The organism is Paractinoplanes rhizophilus (assembly GCF_042664765.1).
GTDB classification, from domain to species: domain Bacteria; phylum Actinomycetota; class Actinomycetes; order Mycobacteriales; family Micromonosporaceae; genus Actinoplanes; species Actinoplanes rhizophilus.
In genome coordinates this window covers 96,342-110,066 of record NZ_JBHTBJ010000003.1, presented here as the reverse complement: position 1 = coordinate 110,066, position 13,725 = coordinate 96,342, and the positions used below count along the sequence as shown (strand labels likewise).

General features: G+C 73.2%; 14 protein-coding genes and 1 pseudogene. 2 read left to right on the top strand and 13 right to left on the bottom strand.

The window, feature by feature from the left end; translation table 11 throughout:
• Positions 1–4 precede the first annotated feature (4 nt).
• From ACFQS1_RS06305 to htpX, 6 genes are all read right to left on the bottom strand, one after another.
• Entirely contained in the window at positions 5–601 is a 597-nt protein-coding gene (locus tag ACFQS1_RS06305) for an MOSC domain-containing protein (RefSeq protein ID WP_378965421.1), read from the bottom strand.
• Positions 602–666: 65 nt separating this feature from the next.
• Positions 667–1,497: a GNAT family N-acetyltransferase gene (locus ACFQS1_RS06300; RefSeq protein WP_378965161.1), complete on the bottom strand. Its 831-nt coding sequence runs from the start codon at positions 1,495–1,497 to the stop codon at positions 667–669.
• 39 nt (positions 1,498–1,536) lie between these two features.
• Positions 1,537–2,544 carry an LLM class flavin-dependent oxidoreductase gene (locus tag ACFQS1_RS06295; protein WP_378965160.1) on the bottom strand — a complete coding sequence of 336 codons (1,008 nt, stop codon included), beginning with the start codon at positions 2,542–2,544 and terminating at the stop codon, positions 1,537–1,539.
• Between the two features lie 9 nt (positions 2,545–2,553).
• Positions 2,554–3,000, bottom strand: a complete 447-nt coding sequence (locus ACFQS1_RS06290) for a DUF1707 SHOCT-like domain-containing protein (RefSeq protein ID WP_378965159.1) — start codon at positions 2,998–3,000, stop codon at positions 2,554–2,556.
• A gap of 49 nt (positions 3,001–3,049) precedes the next feature.
• Complete coding sequence (locus ACFQS1_RS06285) at positions 3,050–4,276, bottom strand: MFS transporter (protein WP_378965419.1); 1,227 nt, start codon at positions 4,274–4,276, stop codon at positions 3,050–3,052.
• A gap of 92 nt (positions 4,277–4,368) precedes the next feature.
• Positions 4,369–5,238 (bottom strand): zinc metalloprotease HtpX, encoded by an 870-nt coding sequence (gene htpX, locus ACFQS1_RS06280; protein WP_378965156.1) that lies wholly within the window; start codon positions 5,236–5,238, stop codon positions 4,369–4,371.
• 116 nt (positions 5,239–5,354) lie between these two features.
• On the opposite strand from htpX, the gene ACFQS1_RS06275 reads away from it, so the two are divergent.
• Entirely contained in the window at positions 5,355–5,831 is a 477-nt protein-coding gene (locus ACFQS1_RS06275) for a GNAT family N-acetyltransferase (RefSeq protein ID WP_378965155.1), read from the top strand.
• A gap of 37 nt (positions 5,832–5,868) precedes the next feature.
• Entirely contained in the window at positions 5,869–6,387 is a 519-nt protein-coding gene (locus tag ACFQS1_RS06270; RefSeq protein ID WP_378965154.1) for a GNAT family N-acetyltransferase, read from the top strand.
• 246 nt (positions 6,388–6,633) lie between these two features.
• On the opposite strand, the gene ACFQS1_RS06265 is transcribed toward ACFQS1_RS06270, so the two are convergent.
• The 7 genes and pseudogenes from ACFQS1_RS06265 to ACFQS1_RS06235 all read right to left on the bottom strand — a co-directional run bounded on the left by ACFQS1_RS06265 (position 6,634) and on the right by ACFQS1_RS06235 (position 13,617).
• Positions 6,634–6,804, bottom strand: a complete 171-nt coding sequence (locus ACFQS1_RS06265; RefSeq protein ID WP_378965152.1) for a hypothetical protein — start codon at positions 6,802–6,804, stop codon at positions 6,634–6,636.
• A 56-nt stretch (positions 6,805–6,860) separates the two neighbouring features.
• Positions 6,861–8,309, bottom strand: coding sequence for an NADH-quinone oxidoreductase subunit N (locus ACFQS1_RS06260; protein ID WP_378965151.1), 1,449 nt, complete (start codon positions 8,307–8,309; stop codon positions 6,861–6,863).
• The gene (locus ACFQS1_RS06255) at positions 8,306–9,766 is read right to left on the bottom strand and encodes a complex I subunit 4 family protein (protein WP_378965418.1); all 1,461 of its coding nucleotides are present in this window, start codon (positions 9,764–9,766) and stop codon (positions 8,306–8,308) included. The genes ACFQS1_RS06260 and ACFQS1_RS06255 overlap by 4 nt, the downstream gene beginning before the upstream one ends.
• Positions 9,767–9,780: 14 nt before the next feature.
• Positions 9,781–11,682, bottom strand: a complete 1,902-nt coding sequence (locus ACFQS1_RS06250) for an NADH-quinone oxidoreductase subunit 5 family protein (protein ID WP_378965150.1) — start codon at positions 11,680–11,682, stop codon at positions 9,781–9,783.
• Positions 11,679–12,050, bottom strand: a complete 372-nt coding sequence (nuoK, locus tag ACFQS1_RS06245) for an NADH-quinone oxidoreductase subunit NuoK (RefSeq protein ID WP_378965149.1) — start codon at positions 12,048–12,050, stop codon at positions 11,679–11,681. The genes ACFQS1_RS06250 and nuoK overlap by 4 nt, the downstream gene beginning before the upstream one ends.
• Positions 12,051–12,379: 329 nt before the next feature.
• A pseudogene (locus ACFQS1_RS06240) lies at positions 12,380–12,943 on the bottom strand (NADH-quinone oxidoreductase subunit J family protein); the annotation flags it as partial.
• Complete coding sequence (locus ACFQS1_RS06235; protein ID WP_378965148.1) at positions 12,940–13,617, bottom strand: NuoI/complex I 23 kDa subunit family protein; 678 nt, start codon at positions 13,615–13,617, stop codon at positions 12,940–12,942. The gene ACFQS1_RS06235 and the pseudogene ACFQS1_RS06240, both read right to left, overlap by 4 nt.
• Positions 13,618–13,725: the final 108 nt, after the last annotated feature.

The following is a 13,725-nucleotide window of genomic DNA, read 5'->3' as shown; positions in this document are numbered from 1 at the left end:
CATGTCACAGGCGGGCGACCCGCTCCTCCACCTCTTGGCGCAGATCGTCGGGGAGGCTGTCGGCGTCGAGCAGCCGGGCCAGCGACGCCGGGTCCAGCATGTAGATCCCGAACGCCTCGGCGATGCTCACGCTCCGGGCCGGCCGGTGGATCACCGTGATGGCGTCGCCGGCGCGTACGTGGCCCGGGGTGATCACCCGGAGGTAGGCGCCCGTGCGGTTCACCTTGGTGAACCTCTTGAGCCACTGCCGCTCGCCCATCCGGGCCTGGAACGTGGCGCACGGGATGCGCCCGAAGGTGGGCTGAAGCTCGAGCTCGTCGCCGACCCGCCAGACCTCGCCGATCAGCGACCCGTTCACGTCGATGCCGGCGGTGGTGAGGTTCTCGCCGAAGGCGCCGCCGGCCAGCTGCCGGCCGAGCTCGTCCTCCCACCAGTCGTAGTCCTCCCGGGCGTACGCGTAAACCGCCTGGTCGTCCCCGCCGTGGTGCTTGATGTCGCCGATCGGGTCGCCCACCAGCCCGCTGTGCAGCCCGGTCCGCTTGGGCCCGGGCGCGCGCACGTAGACCGGGTGGTCGACGGGCCGCTTGTCGATGCCGGTCATGGCCAGCTTCTTGGCCGGGTTGGAGCGGGGCACCCCGACGTTCACCTGCAGAACCCTGCCATCGGTCACGACGCGAACTCCATCACCACGCGGTCGAGCACCGGGCGGTAGCCGAGCCGCTGATACAGCCCGTTGCTGGTCGGATTGGACAAGTCGGTGAAGAGCACGACGTCGGACGCGCCCGCGTCGAGCGCGGCGCGGCTGACGGACGAGGTGGCCGCGCCGCCGTACCCGTGTCCACGGTGGACGGCGGGCGTGTAGACCATCTGGATGCGCACCATGCCGGCCTCGGGCCGGGAGCGGGCCGCCATCGAGACCGGCGTGCCGTCGACCTCCCACAGCGTGATGTCGCCGTGCCCGACCCGGTCGTCGACGACCTCGCCGAAATCGTCCTCGTGGACGCCGTCGATCTCGTGGTGGAAGGCGGCGAACCAGCCCAGCAGCAGCTCGCGGTCGCCGCCGTCGGCGATGCGGGCCCGGCCGGCGGGCGGGGGCGGCGGGGTCAGCTCGCCGAGGCGGTAGAGGCGCACCCGCATCCGCTCGGTCGCGGCCGCGGGCCAGCCGGCGACGAACGCGGCGGCGTCGTCGGCCAGCATATTGACCCCCGGGAGGGGCCGGCCGGCCAGCACGTCGAGGGCCTCGGTGACGGCACCGGCCGGCAGGCGGGAGAAGAGCATCGGATGCGGCGGGGTCTGCAGCAGCACGCCGTCGACGGACCCGTCGCCGGCGCGCCACTGGCCGAAAATGGGCGCTCCCGACCCGTACGCGTGCGGGCCTTTCCGGCGCAAGGTGTCGACCAGGGTGAGAAAGACGGTGTGCTCGACCGGCCGTGACCTCAAGAAGTCATCGGACGTCGAGGCGAAAGCCTCGACGTCGCCGGTCAGCTCCCACGACATGCCATCATCCTTGTCGCCGCCGGTCGTGGACGCACCCGATTAACGGCCCCACGCCTTGGCCACACGGACCAGCGTGTCCTGCCGGGTGGCGGGGTCGTGGACCGTCCCGGCCAGGATCAACTCGTCGGCGCCGGTGCGGGTGACCAGGTCGTCGAGCGCCGCCGCCACCTCGTCGCCGGTGCCAGCGAACTGGGTGCCCGGCAGCGAGTCGAGCATCGCCCGATCGAGGTCGGACAACTCCACCGCGGCGGCCCGCTCGGGCGAGACGATCGGGCCGAGCCGGCCGGTGCGCAGGCTCAGCGCCATGATGCGGCTCGGGCCGGCCAGGAACTGCGCCTCCTCGGTGGTTTCCGCGGCGATCACCGACGCGCTGACCATGACGTGCGGCTCGGGGAAGCGCGGCGACGGCTTGAAGCCGGACCGGTAGAGGTGCAGCGCGCCGTCCACATCGGAGCTGGTGGCGAAGTGGTACGCGTAGCAGAACGGCAGCCCGAGCGCGGCGGCCACCTGCGCCCCGTACGTCGACGAGCCCAGCATCCACACCTCGGGGTAGCCGGTGGCGGCCGGCGTGGCGTGCAGCCGGGCCGCGTCGCCCGCGTCGATCCGCTCGTCGCCGAGCAGCGCCAGCAGCGTTTGCAGGTGCTCGGGGAACCTTTCGACCGTCAGGTACGGCGAGACGCCGCGCAATGCCGCCGCGGTCGCCTGATCGGTGCCCGGCGCCCGGCCGATGCCCAGGTCGATGCGGCCGGGGTGCAGCGCCTCGAGGGTCGCGAACTGCTCGGCCACCACGAACGGCATGTGGTTGGGCAGCATCACGCCGCCCGAGCCGACCCGGATGCGCCCGGTCTGCGCCGCCACCGCGGCGATCAGCACCGGCGGGGAGGTCGACGCCACGGCCGGCATGTTGTGGTGCTCGGCCACCCAGAACCGGGCGTAGCCCAGCTCGTCGGCCGTCCTGGCGATCTCGATGGTGCCGCGCAGCGCGTCGGCGCTGCTGTGCCCCTCGCGGACCGTGGCCAGGTCGAGCACGGAGAGCGGGACTGTCACGCTCCGACTTTAGCGCCGGCTCCGGATCGCCTGCACACCGACGGTGACCGCGCCCAGGGCCGCGCCCGGCGCCAGCAACCAGATCGGCCACGGGTAGACGTGGCCCCCGACCGTCGCGCTCACCAGCCCGAAGACCACCAGGTTGACCACCGTGAGCGCGGCCCAGATGGTCCACAGCACCAGCAGCGCGGTCGGCAGCCGGCGGGCCGCCTTGCGCTCCTCGGCGACGCGGCGGGCGGCGACCTCGGACGAGTTCAGCCCCGGGCGGGGCAGGTCGGTGACGAGCAGCAGGAGCTCCTGGTACGTCTTCGACGCGTACGCCAGGCGCACCCGGTCGTCGTACTCCTGCAGGGAGAGCCGGCCCTCGTCGAGGGCCACCTTGAGCTGGTCGGCGACCTTCTGCCGATCGGCATCGGCGGCCCGCATCTGCTCGACATCGGCACGGGTCTCTTTCACGCCGTCAGGCTACCCATTCGCCGCGTGCTCGCGGGAGGGGGAATTACCCTTAGACCGCTTCGAGCGCCGCGCGCAGCCGGTCCTCGGCGCGCCGGTCGGCCCGGGCGATCGACCCCCGCGGCAGCGCCGCCACCAGCGCCGCGATCACCAGCACGCCGCCGGCGAACACGAACGACCAGGGCAGTCCGCCCGGCTGGTCGACGATGGCGCCCGCCACCGCGCCGCCGGCCGCGCTGCCGCCCACCGAGACGGTCACCATCCAGGTGTACGCCTCGTTCAGCTGCGCGGCCGGGGCAAGCCGGCCCACCAGCGTGTTCTCCACGGTCAGCGCCGGCGCGATGGTCGCGCCGCCGAGCACCAGGGCCATGCCCAGCCACAGCGGGCCCGGCATCACGGTCAGGATCAGGAAGCTGACCGCGACCGCGCCGAGCAGCCAGGCGAACTGCTTCGACAGCGGCATCGCCGGCCGCCGGGTGCCGAACCAGATGCCGCCGATCGCGCTGCCCACGCCCCACACGCCGAGCAGCACGCCGCCCAGCCCGTCGCCGCCGCCGTGCTGGTTCGCGTACGCCGGGACGATCACGCCGGCCGCGCCGAACGCCATGCCCAGCGCGACCACGCAGACCAGCAGGGCCGGGAAGCCGCCCGACCGGAGCGGGCCCAGCCCCCGGGCCGCGTGCTCGGCGCGCCGCCGGTGCCGGCGGCGCATCACCGGCAGCCGCGCGATCCACGCGGTGCCGGCAAACGTGGCGCCCGCCGCGGCGATCAGCGCGGTCTCCGGCCGATGAGTGAGCACGACCAGCGCCGAGACCAGCAGCGGGCCGAGCACGAAGACCAGCTCGAACAGCGACGTCTCGGCGGCCAGCGCGGCCCCGCGCAAGTGGTGCCGCCCGCCGCCGACCTCGGTCAGGTCGTTCCAGCCGCGCCGGATCGCCGCGGTCAGCGGCGGATAGGTGGCGCCCGCGGACGCCGAGGCCGCGAAGATCCACGGCAGCGCCGGCTCGCCACCCCGGCTGATCAGCACCAGCGCGATCAGCGCGACCGGGTGCAGCACGGCCGTGGTGAGCAGGATGGGGGCCGGGCCGATCCGGTCGGCCAGGCGGCCGGCGACCGGGCTCACGGCCGCGCCGGCCAGCGCGTAGAGGCCGGCGGCGAGACCGGCCGAGGTGTAGCGGCCGGTGGTCTGCTGGACGAGCAGCAGGAGGGCCAGCGGGGTCATCCCGATGCCGAGGCGGGCGAGGATGCCCACCAGCAGCAGGACTTTTCCGCCCGGCATCCGCCAGACGCCGAGATAGTGACGCACGTTCGGTACTCAACACGCGAGGGGCCGCCCCCGATTTCCGGGGGCGGCCCGTGGTGACGCGGAACTCAGCGGATCCGGATGGCGCCGGCCTGCTGGCGCAGGCGGGCGATCCGCTGCTCCATCGGCGGGTGGGTGGAGAACAGCGCCGAGATGCCGCCGCTCCGGAACGGGTTGGCGATCATCAGATGGGCGGCGCTGGTCAGCTGCCCGTCGGCCGGCAGCGGCAGACGCTGCGTGCCGTACTGGATCTTCTCGAGCGCGCTGGCCAGGGCCAGCGGGTCGCGGGTGAGCTCGGCACCGGAGGCGTCCGCCTGGAACTCGCGGTTCCGGCTGATCGCCAGCTGGATGATCGACGCGGCCAGCGGGCCGAGGATCAGCATCAGCAGCAGCGCCGCCGGGTTCGGGCCGTCGTCGTCGTCCGAGCCGCCGAGCGGCAGGAAGATCGCCAGCTGCGCGAACGCGGTGATGATGCCGGCCAGCGCCGCGGCCACGCTGGAGATCAGGATGTCGCGGTTGTAGACGTGCGAAAGCTCGTGCCCGATCACCGCGCGCAGCTCGCGCCGGTCGAGCAGCTGGGTGATGCCCACGGTCACCGCCACCGCCGCGTGCTGCGGGTTGCGGCCCGTCGCGAACGCGTTCGGCTGCATCGAGGGCGATACGTACAGGCGCGGCATCGGCTGTCCCGCCGTCTGCGACAGCTCACGCACCATCTGGTGCAGCGCCGGGAACTCGGCCTCGCTCACCGGCCGGGCCCGCATCGCCCGCAGCGCGAGCCTGTCGGAGTAGAAGTAGCTGAAGGCGTTCATGCCGAGCGAGATGATCACCGCGAACACCAGGCCGGCGCTGCCACCGAACCAGTAACCGACGGCGAGGATGATCGCGGTCAGCAGGCCCAGCAGCGCGGCCGTCTTGAGGCCGTTGTGATGGCTGTGCACAGGAACTCCTTGGGTCTCTGCGGCCCTCCCGGGCTCGCACTCCCACAAACGCTCCTGGCCTGCGTTTTCATCCACCCGGGGCTGTGAGTTCGCTGAAGGCGCGCTAGCGTGCCCGCATGCCCGTGATCGCTCTGCGCCCCCTGGTCGACGACGACCTGGACGCCCTTTTTGAGATGATGCGCGACCCCGAAGCGGTCCGGATGGCGGCCTTCACCCCGGCCGACCCCGCCGACCGGCAGCGGTTCGACGCCCAGATGGCCCGCATCCGCACCGACCCGACCGGCACCTATCGGGTGATCACCTACGACGGCGCCGTCGCCGGCAGCATCGCCAGCTTCGTCCTGGACGGCGAAACCGAGATCACCTACTGGATCGACCGCTCCCTGTGGGGCAAGGGCATCGCCAGCACGGCCCTGAAGATGTTCCTCCAGGTGGAGACCAGGCGCCCGCTGCACGCCCGCGCGGCCAGCGACAACACCGGCTCCCTGCGCGTCTTGCGCAAGGCGGGTTTCCAACCCCGAGGGACCGAGATCGGGTACGCCAACGCGCGCGGCGCCGAGATCGAGGAGACGGTCCTGCGGCTGGACGCCTGACAGGCTCTCACCGCCGGCTCTTACCGAAGGGGTGTCGATGGACATCAAGCTGCGCCCGGTCCGGGCGGACGAGGTGGCGCTGCTGCACCGGTTCCACCACGACCCGGAGGTCGCCGGGCACAACTGGGTCGGGTTCCGCAACGACAGCCACCTGGCCCGGGAGCACGCCGAGCACGGCTTCCTGACCGAGGACCTGACCCGGCTCGCGGTCGAGGTGGACGGCGAGCCGGCCGGCCTGGTGACGTACCAGAAGGGCCGCTACGGCATACGGGGTGACTACTACGAGATCGGCATCGCGCTGCTGCCGCAGTTCCGCGGCCGGGGGATCGGCTGGCGGACACAGGCGATGCTGGCCGAGTACCTCTTCGAGCACATGCCCATCCAGCGGGTGCAGGCCGCCACCGCGGTCGAGAACGTGGCCGAGCAGAAGGCGCTCGTGAAGGCGGGCTTCCGTTTGGAGGGCGTGGTGCGGTCGGCGGAGTTCCGGGCCGGGCAGTGGCGCGACGGCATGCTTTACAGCCGCCTGCGCGACGACCCGTACCCGGAGGGCCGGTAACGCTGGTTGAGCTGGGCTTCCCTTGGCCTGGTACCGCGGGTGGTCATGCTGCGTGCCGCCCGTTGCGCCTGGCGCTCCCGCCAACGCGAGACCTTGATGATTTCCAGTGCGCGTTTAGCAGATACTCACCATCCTTCGGCCGCCCGCCCCCGAAATAACGTATATTTCCGGTCGGCGCTCCCATGCAATGGACCGCTCGCCCAGTCGCCGGGACGCGCCGCCGGCATGCAGGACGGCATTTTCGTGCTACTTGTTGAGGCGTGCGCGGATTCGCATCGCGTCGCCGATGAGCTGGGTCAGCACCTCGTCGACCTCGGCGTGCTCGTCGTCGGTCAGGTCGGAGACGTCCACCTTGCGGGCGCGGGCGATCAGCCCCGCGGCCGAGCGCAGGTTGCGGAGCATCTGGTGGTCGAGCATCGCCTCGACGCTAACCGGAACGGCCGATCCAAACAGGAGGACGGCGCCGCGTCACCCTAGCTGAGGGCGTCGAAGAGCAGCTGCGGCGCGAAGCCCAGCACGACCGCCGCCGCGGCCGCGACGATCAGGGCGGCAGCGACCGGGCGGGCTACCGGCAGGCGCGGGTGGGTGGCCGCCTCGAGCAGGCCGGGGTCGACTACCTGGATGCCGGGGCGGGGCGGGGTGGCGTACAGGTTCGCGGTGACGCGTACGTAGTAGGCCAGGCCGATCACCGCGTTCAGGGCCACCACGCCGGCCAGCCAGCCCCAGCCGTCGTCGATCAGGGCGTCGACGATGGTGACCTTCGCGAACAGGCCGGCCAGGCCCGGCGGCAGGCCGGCGAGGCCGGCGAAGGCGAGCACCAGGGCCGCGCCGAGCCACGGTGAGCGGCGGCCGGCGCCGCGGTAGGCGCGCAGGTCGCCGCCGTCGGAGGCGACCGGGCGCAGGGCCACGACCGCGGCGAACGCGATGAACTCCAGGATCATGAAGAAGACCGCGTAGACGATCGCCGCCTCCACGCCCTGGCCGCCGATCGCGAGGGCGGCGAGGACGTAGCCGGCCTGGGCGATCGACGACCAGGCGAGCAGGCGCACCATCCGGGTCTGGCGCAGGGCGACCAGGTTGCCGACCGTCATCGTCAGCACGGCCAGGGCCGCGGTGATCGCGCCGGCGTCCAGGTGGGCCACGATCGCGGCCAGGGCCAGCACGCCGCCCAGCTTCGAGGCGGTGGACAGGTAGGCCGCGACCGGGAGCGGCGCGCCCTCGTACGTTGGCGGCGCCCACGCGTGCAGCGGGACCGCCGCGACCTTGAACGCGAAGCCGATCACCAGCAGCGCGACGCCGACCTGCGCGACCGCGGCCGCGGGGCCGGAGCCGTCGACGAGCCGGTCGAGGTGGAGGGCGCCGGTGGCGGCGTAGTTGAGCGCGGCCCCGAGCAGCGCGATCGCCGTGGACACCACGCTGATCAGGAAGAACGTGATCGACGCCGAGGCGCCGGCGGTCGAGACCCGCTCGCGCGGGGCGAAGCGCCGCAGGCCGACCAGGACGTACAGCGGGAGCGTCAGCGTCTCGAGCCCGACGATCAGCGAGATCAGGTCGCCCGAGTAGCCGATCACCAGGCCGCCGGTCATCGACGCGGCCAGCAGGAAGCAGAACTCGCCGGGCGGGGCGGCGCCCTCGCGCAGCGCGGGGACGGACAGCAGCAGGACGCCGACGGTCAGGCCGGCGAAGAGCACGGCGGTGACCACGGCGACCGGGCTGGGCACCCACGAGCACTCGCCGGCGGCGCAGAAGGTCGGCGGGCGGGTGCCGACCACGATCGCGCAGACGGCGGTGGCGAGGCCGCCGAGCGCCAATGCCCCGGAGGTGACCGCGCGCCGGGCGATCAGCAGGTCGGCGAGCAGCACGAGCAGCGCGGTGCCCGAGGCGGCGTACAGCGGCAGCAGCGTCACCTGGTCGATGGTCATCGGATCAGCCCCTCCACCGGCAGCGACGTCGCGGCCAGCACCAGGGCCGGCACCAGCCCCACGGCGAGGGTCAGGGCGACCAGCGGCGACCAGGCGAGCCACTCGGCGCCGGCGATTCCGGCCGGCACCGGCGTGCGGACCGGGCCGTGCGTCACCTTGCGCAGCAGCCTCAGGAAGTACGCCGCCGTGAGCGCCCCGCCGATCGCGGCCAGCACCGCGAGTGTCGTCCACAATCCGCCGCCACGCCCGACGGCCGCGATCACCGCGAACGCCTCGCCCCAGAAGCCGGCCAGGCCGGGCAGCCCGAGCGACGCGATCGCCGCGAAGCCGAGGATGCCGGCCAGCCGGGGCGCGGTCTCCCGCAGCCCGCCGAGGTCGGCGAGCTCGCCGGTGTGCGCCCGGTCCTTGATCGCGCCGGCCAGGAAGAACAGCAGGCCGGTGATCAGGCCGTGCGCGACGTTGCCGATCAGCGCCGCCTGGATGCCGGTCGCGGTGAGCGTGGCGATGCCGAGCAGCACGAAGCCCATGTGGCCGACGCTGGAGTAGGCGATCAGCCGCTTCAGCTCGGTCTGCCGCAGGCAGATGAGCGCGCCGGCCAGGACCGCGGCGACGGCGAGGATGCCGAGCACCGGGGCGGCCCAGCGCGCGCCGAGCGGGGCGACGCCGACGCCGACCCGGATCAGGCCGTAGGTGCCCATCTTCAGCAGCACGCCGGCCAGGATCACCGAGCCGACCGTCGGTGCCTGGGTGTGCGCGTCGGGCAGCCAGGTGTGCAGCGGCCAGAGCGGGGCCTTCACCGCGAACGCGACGGCGAGCAGCGCGAACGCCGCGTACTGCGTGTCGCGGCCGAGGCCGGCGCCGCCGGTGAGGGCGACCAGGTCGCCGGTGCCCGCGGTGACGGTCACGGTGATGACGCCCAGCAGCAGGAGCACCGAGCCGAACAGCGTGTAGAGGACGAACTTGCGGGCCGCCGCGCGGCGCTGGTCGCCGCCCCAACCGGCGATCACCGCGTACATCGGGAGCAGGACGACCTCGAAGAACAGGAAGAACAGGACCAGGTCGAGGGCGAGGAAGGTGCCGAGGATGCCGGCTTCCAGGACCAGGAGCAGGGCCAGCAGCGTACGGTCGGCGCCCTTCCACGCCGTGTAGGCGCAGCAGAGCAGGGTGAGCAGGCCGGTCAGCGCGACCAGGGGGTAGGAGACGCCGTCGACGCCGAGGTGGAAGTCGAGGTGCAGGGCCGGCACCCAGGACACGTCGAGCTCGGCCCACGGCCGGATCAGGGCCGAGCCCGTCGGGGCCGGGGTGCTCGGCGCCACGCCGCGGGCGAACGGCAACACGACGATCGGCACGAGGGTGACCGCCGCGACGGCCGTGCCGAGAACCCCCGCGATCCGGGCGGGCAGCAGGGCAAGCGCGGCGGCGCCGAGCGCCGGCAGGGCGAGGGCCGCGACAAGCATCACCTGGTACGCGGTCACGAGGCGGCTCCGAACCAGAGGGTCAGCACCAGCGCGCCGCCGAGGACCAGCGTCGCGGCCCAGGGCAGCGGGATCCGGTGCGCGGCGGCGAGCAGCTCACCGAGCCGGGAGGTGGTCGTGCCGGCGCCCTCGACGGTGGCGTCGACCACCCGCTCGTCGCCGGTGCGGACCAGGCCGGCCAGCCCGCGGACCGGGCGGACGACCAGCCTGTCCTGCACCGCGTCGAGGCGGAAGCCGGCGGCCAGGAAGGGACGGGCCCGGCCGAGCGCGGCAGCCGGGTCGCCCTCAGCCATCTCGCGCCACAGCCACCAGGCGCCGGCCGCGCCGAGCGCGAGCAACACCAGCGGGAGCACGATCGCCACGCTCAGGTGCGGTTCCTCCAGCTCCAGCGCCGTGCGGAAGCCCGGGGCGTAGGCGGCCAGGCCGAGCAGCGCGGCCGGGACGGCCAGCAGCACGATCGGCCAGCGCATCGCGGCCGGCGGGTCGTGCGGGATCAGCGGGCGGGTGTAGCGGGCGTCGTCGAAGCCGATCTCCCAGTCCGGGCCGTCCACACCGTGCTCGCGGGAGACGCCGAAGAACGCGCAGAGCAGCAGCCGCGTCGAGTACCAGGCGGTGATCGCCACCGCGACCAGGGCGGCCAGCCAGACCAGCCAGCCCACCCAGACCGGCGCCGGGCCGCCGCCGTCGGTGGCGTGGGCGGCCGCGGTCAGGATGTTCTCCTTGGACCAGAAGCCGGCCAGCGGGGGCAGGCCGGCCAGCGCGCCGAGGCCGACCACGAACGACCAGAACGTCACCGGCATGTGCTCGCGCAGCCCGCCCATGCGGGACAGGTAGTTGGTGCCGACCGCGTGGATCACCGCGCCGGCCGCGAGGAACAGCAGCGCTTTGAAGGCGGCGTGGGTGAGCAGGTGGAACAGCGCCGCGGCGGGCGAGCCGACGGCCAGCGCCCCGGTCATGTAGCCGATCTGGCTCACCGTCGACCAGGCGAGGACGCGCTTGAGGTCGTCCTGGGCGGTGGCGGAGAGCGCGCCGAGCAGGATGGTGATCGAGGCGACCACGCCCAGCACCGCGAGCACGGCCGGGGACTTCTCGTAGAGCGGGTACATCCGGAACACCACGTACACGCCGGCGGCGACCATGGTGGCGGCGTGGATCAGCGCGGAGATCGGGGTCGGGCCGGCCATCGCGTCGGGCAGCCAGGTGTGCAGCGGGAACTGCGCGCTCTTGCCGGCCACCCCGGCCAGCAACAACAGCAGGGCGGCGGTGCGCGTCCCGGTCGAGTAGTCGTGGGCGAGCACGTCGGCGATGCGGGAGGTGCCGGCCTCGACGATCAACAGCGCGATGCCGAGCAGGAAGCCGACGTCGCCGACCCGGGTGACCAGGAACGCCTTCACGGCGGCGGCGGGCGCCTCGGGCAGCCGGCGGTCGTGGCCGATCAGCAGGTAGGAGCAGAGGCCCATCACCTCCCAGCCGACCAGCAGGCCGATCAGGTCACCGGACGTGACGACCAGCAGCATCGCGCCGGTGAACAGGCTCACCTGGGCCGCGTACGGCGCGTAGCGGGGATCGTCGTGCAGGTAGGCGGTCGAGTAGATCTGCACGAACAGCGCGACCACGCAGACGGCGAGCGCGATGTAGCACGCCGCGTCGCCCACCGAGACGCCGAGCGTGATGTCGATGCCGCCGAAGCTGACCCACCGTGCGCTCTCCTCCACCGGCTTGCCGGCAAAGATCAACAGCCCGAGGGTCACGGCGAGCGAGATGGCCGCGCCGGCGATGCCGAGCCCGGCGGCGACCCGGCGCGGCGTGTGGTCACCCTGGTCGTCGCCGGCACGCAGGGTGAGACCGACAAGACCCAAGAGCAGGGGTACGCCCGGGATCAGGGCCGCAGCGGTCACCCGGCCACCTTCTCGTGGTCGTGCTCGTGCAGCGCCACCTCGTCCAGGACGACGTTGCGGCGCAGCCGGTAGTACTGCAGGACGATCGCGAGGCCGACGCCCACCTCGGCCGCGGCCAGCACGATCACGAACAGCGCGAAGATCGCCCCGGCCCGGGGCTCGGGGACCGGATGCGCCCACGCCTCGGACTGCACGCCGGTCAGCGTCGACTTCACCGTGGCGTCGGCGGCCACCAGGATCAGGTTGACCGCGTTGAGCATCAGCTCGACGGCCATCAGCACCAGGATCGCGTTGCGGCGGCGCAGCACGCCGTAGACGCCGAGGCCGAAGAGCAGGGCGGCGATGACGTACGGGATGGTCGCGTGCATCAGTCGTCCCCCTCCTTCTTCGGCTCCTCGACTTCCGGGGCCCCGATCGCGCGGCGGTCGTCGACCAGGTAGCTCTCGGCGTCGATGACCTCGGGCTCCGCCGGCCGGGTCGGCGCGGCGTCGTTGTGCTCGCCGACCCGGGGGCGGGCCTCGTGCGCGCCGAAGATGATGTCCCGGGCCCGCTCGCGCAGCGGATCCTCGGGCTCGGCCGCCGGTTCGGCCACGGCGACGCTGCCCTCCTCGGCCTGCTGGGCGGCGGCGTGCGCGGCGCGGACCCGGGCCTGGGCGGCGGCCTGGCGGGCGGCGATGCGTTCGAGCCGGGCGACCACCTCGGCGGACTCGTCGACCGGGCCGGGCGGCGGCTCGGCGGGCACGCCGGCCGCGTCGGGGTCGGGGCGGGCGCCGAGGTCGGGGCGGGACAGCACGATCGCGCCGACCAGGGCGGCCAGCAGCAGGATCGAGAGCACCTCGAACGGCAGCACCCAGGCGCCGAAGACCTGCTCGCCGACCCGCTGGGCGGTGCCCGGCGGCGGCGGCTCGAATCTGGTCCAGCGGAACGCGTCGGCCAGCAGGGCGGCGAGTCCGAAGCCGACACCGGCGCCGATGATCGCGGCCGGCAGGGCGGGACGGTCCAGATCGGGCGACGGGCCGATCGGCGCGCGGGTCAGCATCACGGCGAACAGCAGCAGCACCACGACCGCGCCGACGTAGACCAGCACCTGCACCCAGGCCACCAGCTCGGCGCCCATCACGAGGTAGAGGCCGGCGACCGCGCCCAGGCTCACCACCAGGAAGAAGCCGGCCCGCACGAGGTGGGCGGAGGTCACGACGAGGGCGCCGGCGCCGACCGCGATCACGCCGAGAGCCAGCATGAGCGCGTCCACGACGGTCACCGCGGTTGCTCCGGTGGGACGTCGGGCCCCTGCGGGGGTGGGGGACTGCCCGCGCCGGGTTGCTCTGCCCTTGGCGCACGGGGGGCCGGGCGCTCTGCGGTTGTGGACGCGGATCGCCGTACGTTTGTCTTGGCCGGTGTTGCCGCCCCCGGACCCGCAGCTTTACGCGCGGCCGTCGTTTCTTCTTTCGACGGCTCGCCGAGCACGTCGTGCGCCGGCGGCGGAGGCACGGTGCGCATCCACTCCCCCAGCCGATTCTTGTCGTGCAGCAGGTCGAGCACGTCGGTCTCGGCGTATTCGAACTCGGGAGTCCAATGCAGCGCGTCGAACGGGCAGACCTCGATGCAGATGCCGCAGTACATGCAGAGGGCGAAGTCGATGTCGAAGCGGTCGAGCACGTTGCGCTGGCGGGCCCGCGCCGCCCCCGGGACGACGACCTCTTCCTTGTGCGAATCGATGTAGATGCACCAGTCGGGGCACTCGCGGGCGCACAGCATGCAGACCGTGCAGTTCTCCTCGAGCAGGGCGATCACGCCCCGGCTGCGCGGCGGCAGCTCGGGCTCCACGTCCGGATATTGCCGGGTCGCCGACCGCTTGGTCATCGTCTTGAGCGTGACGGCAAGCCCTTGCACCAGCCCCTTGCCGGGCGCGCCACGCTCCCCGTCGTCACTCACAAACGCATATCCTGCCCCGTCGCCCGTTCCGACGCGAGCACACCCCCGCCGGATCTTCCGGTACGGTGAGTCATGGGTGAGCCACCCTGCTGCCTGGAGGCCCCGAAA

What these genes read in the sequence shown, in the direction of transcription:
- ACFQS1_RS06275 (WP_378965155.1), top strand. Translation starts at nt 5,355, where the DNA reads ATGCCCGTGATCGCTCTGCGCCCCCTGGTCGACGACGACCTGGACGCC.
- nuoK (WP_378965149.1), bottom strand. Translation starts at nt 12,050, where the DNA reads ATGCACGCGACCATCCCGTACGTCATCGCCGCCCTGCTCTTCGGCCTC.
- ACFQS1_RS06255 (WP_378965418.1), bottom strand. Translation starts at nt 9,766, where the DNA reads ATGCTTGTCGCGGCCCTCGCCCTGCCGGCGCTCGGCGCCGCCGCGCTT.
- ACFQS1_RS06270 (WP_378965154.1), top strand. Translation starts at nt 5,869, where the DNA reads ATGGACATCAAGCTGCGCCCGGTCCGGGCGGACGAGGTGGCGCTGCTG.
- ACFQS1_RS06285 (WP_378965419.1), bottom strand. Translation starts at nt 4,276, where the DNA reads ATGCCGGGCGGAAAAGTCCTGCTGCTGGTGGGCATCCTCGCCCGCCTC.
- ACFQS1_RS06305 (WP_378965421.1), bottom strand. Translation starts at nt 601, where the DNA reads ATGACCGGCATCGACAAGCGGCCCGTCGACCACCCGGTCTACGTGCGC.
- ACFQS1_RS06265 (WP_378965152.1), bottom strand. Translation starts at nt 6,804, where the DNA reads ATGCTCGACCACCAGATGCTCCGCAACCTGCGCTCGGCCGCGGGGCTG.
- ACFQS1_RS06260 (WP_378965151.1), bottom strand. Translation starts at nt 8,309, where the DNA reads ATGACCATCGACCAGGTGACGCTGCTGCCGCTGTACGCCGCCTCGGGC.
- ACFQS1_RS06300 (WP_378965161.1), bottom strand. Translation starts at nt 1,497, where the DNA reads ATGTCGTGGGAGCTGACCGGCGACGTCGAGGCTTTCGCCTCGACGTCC.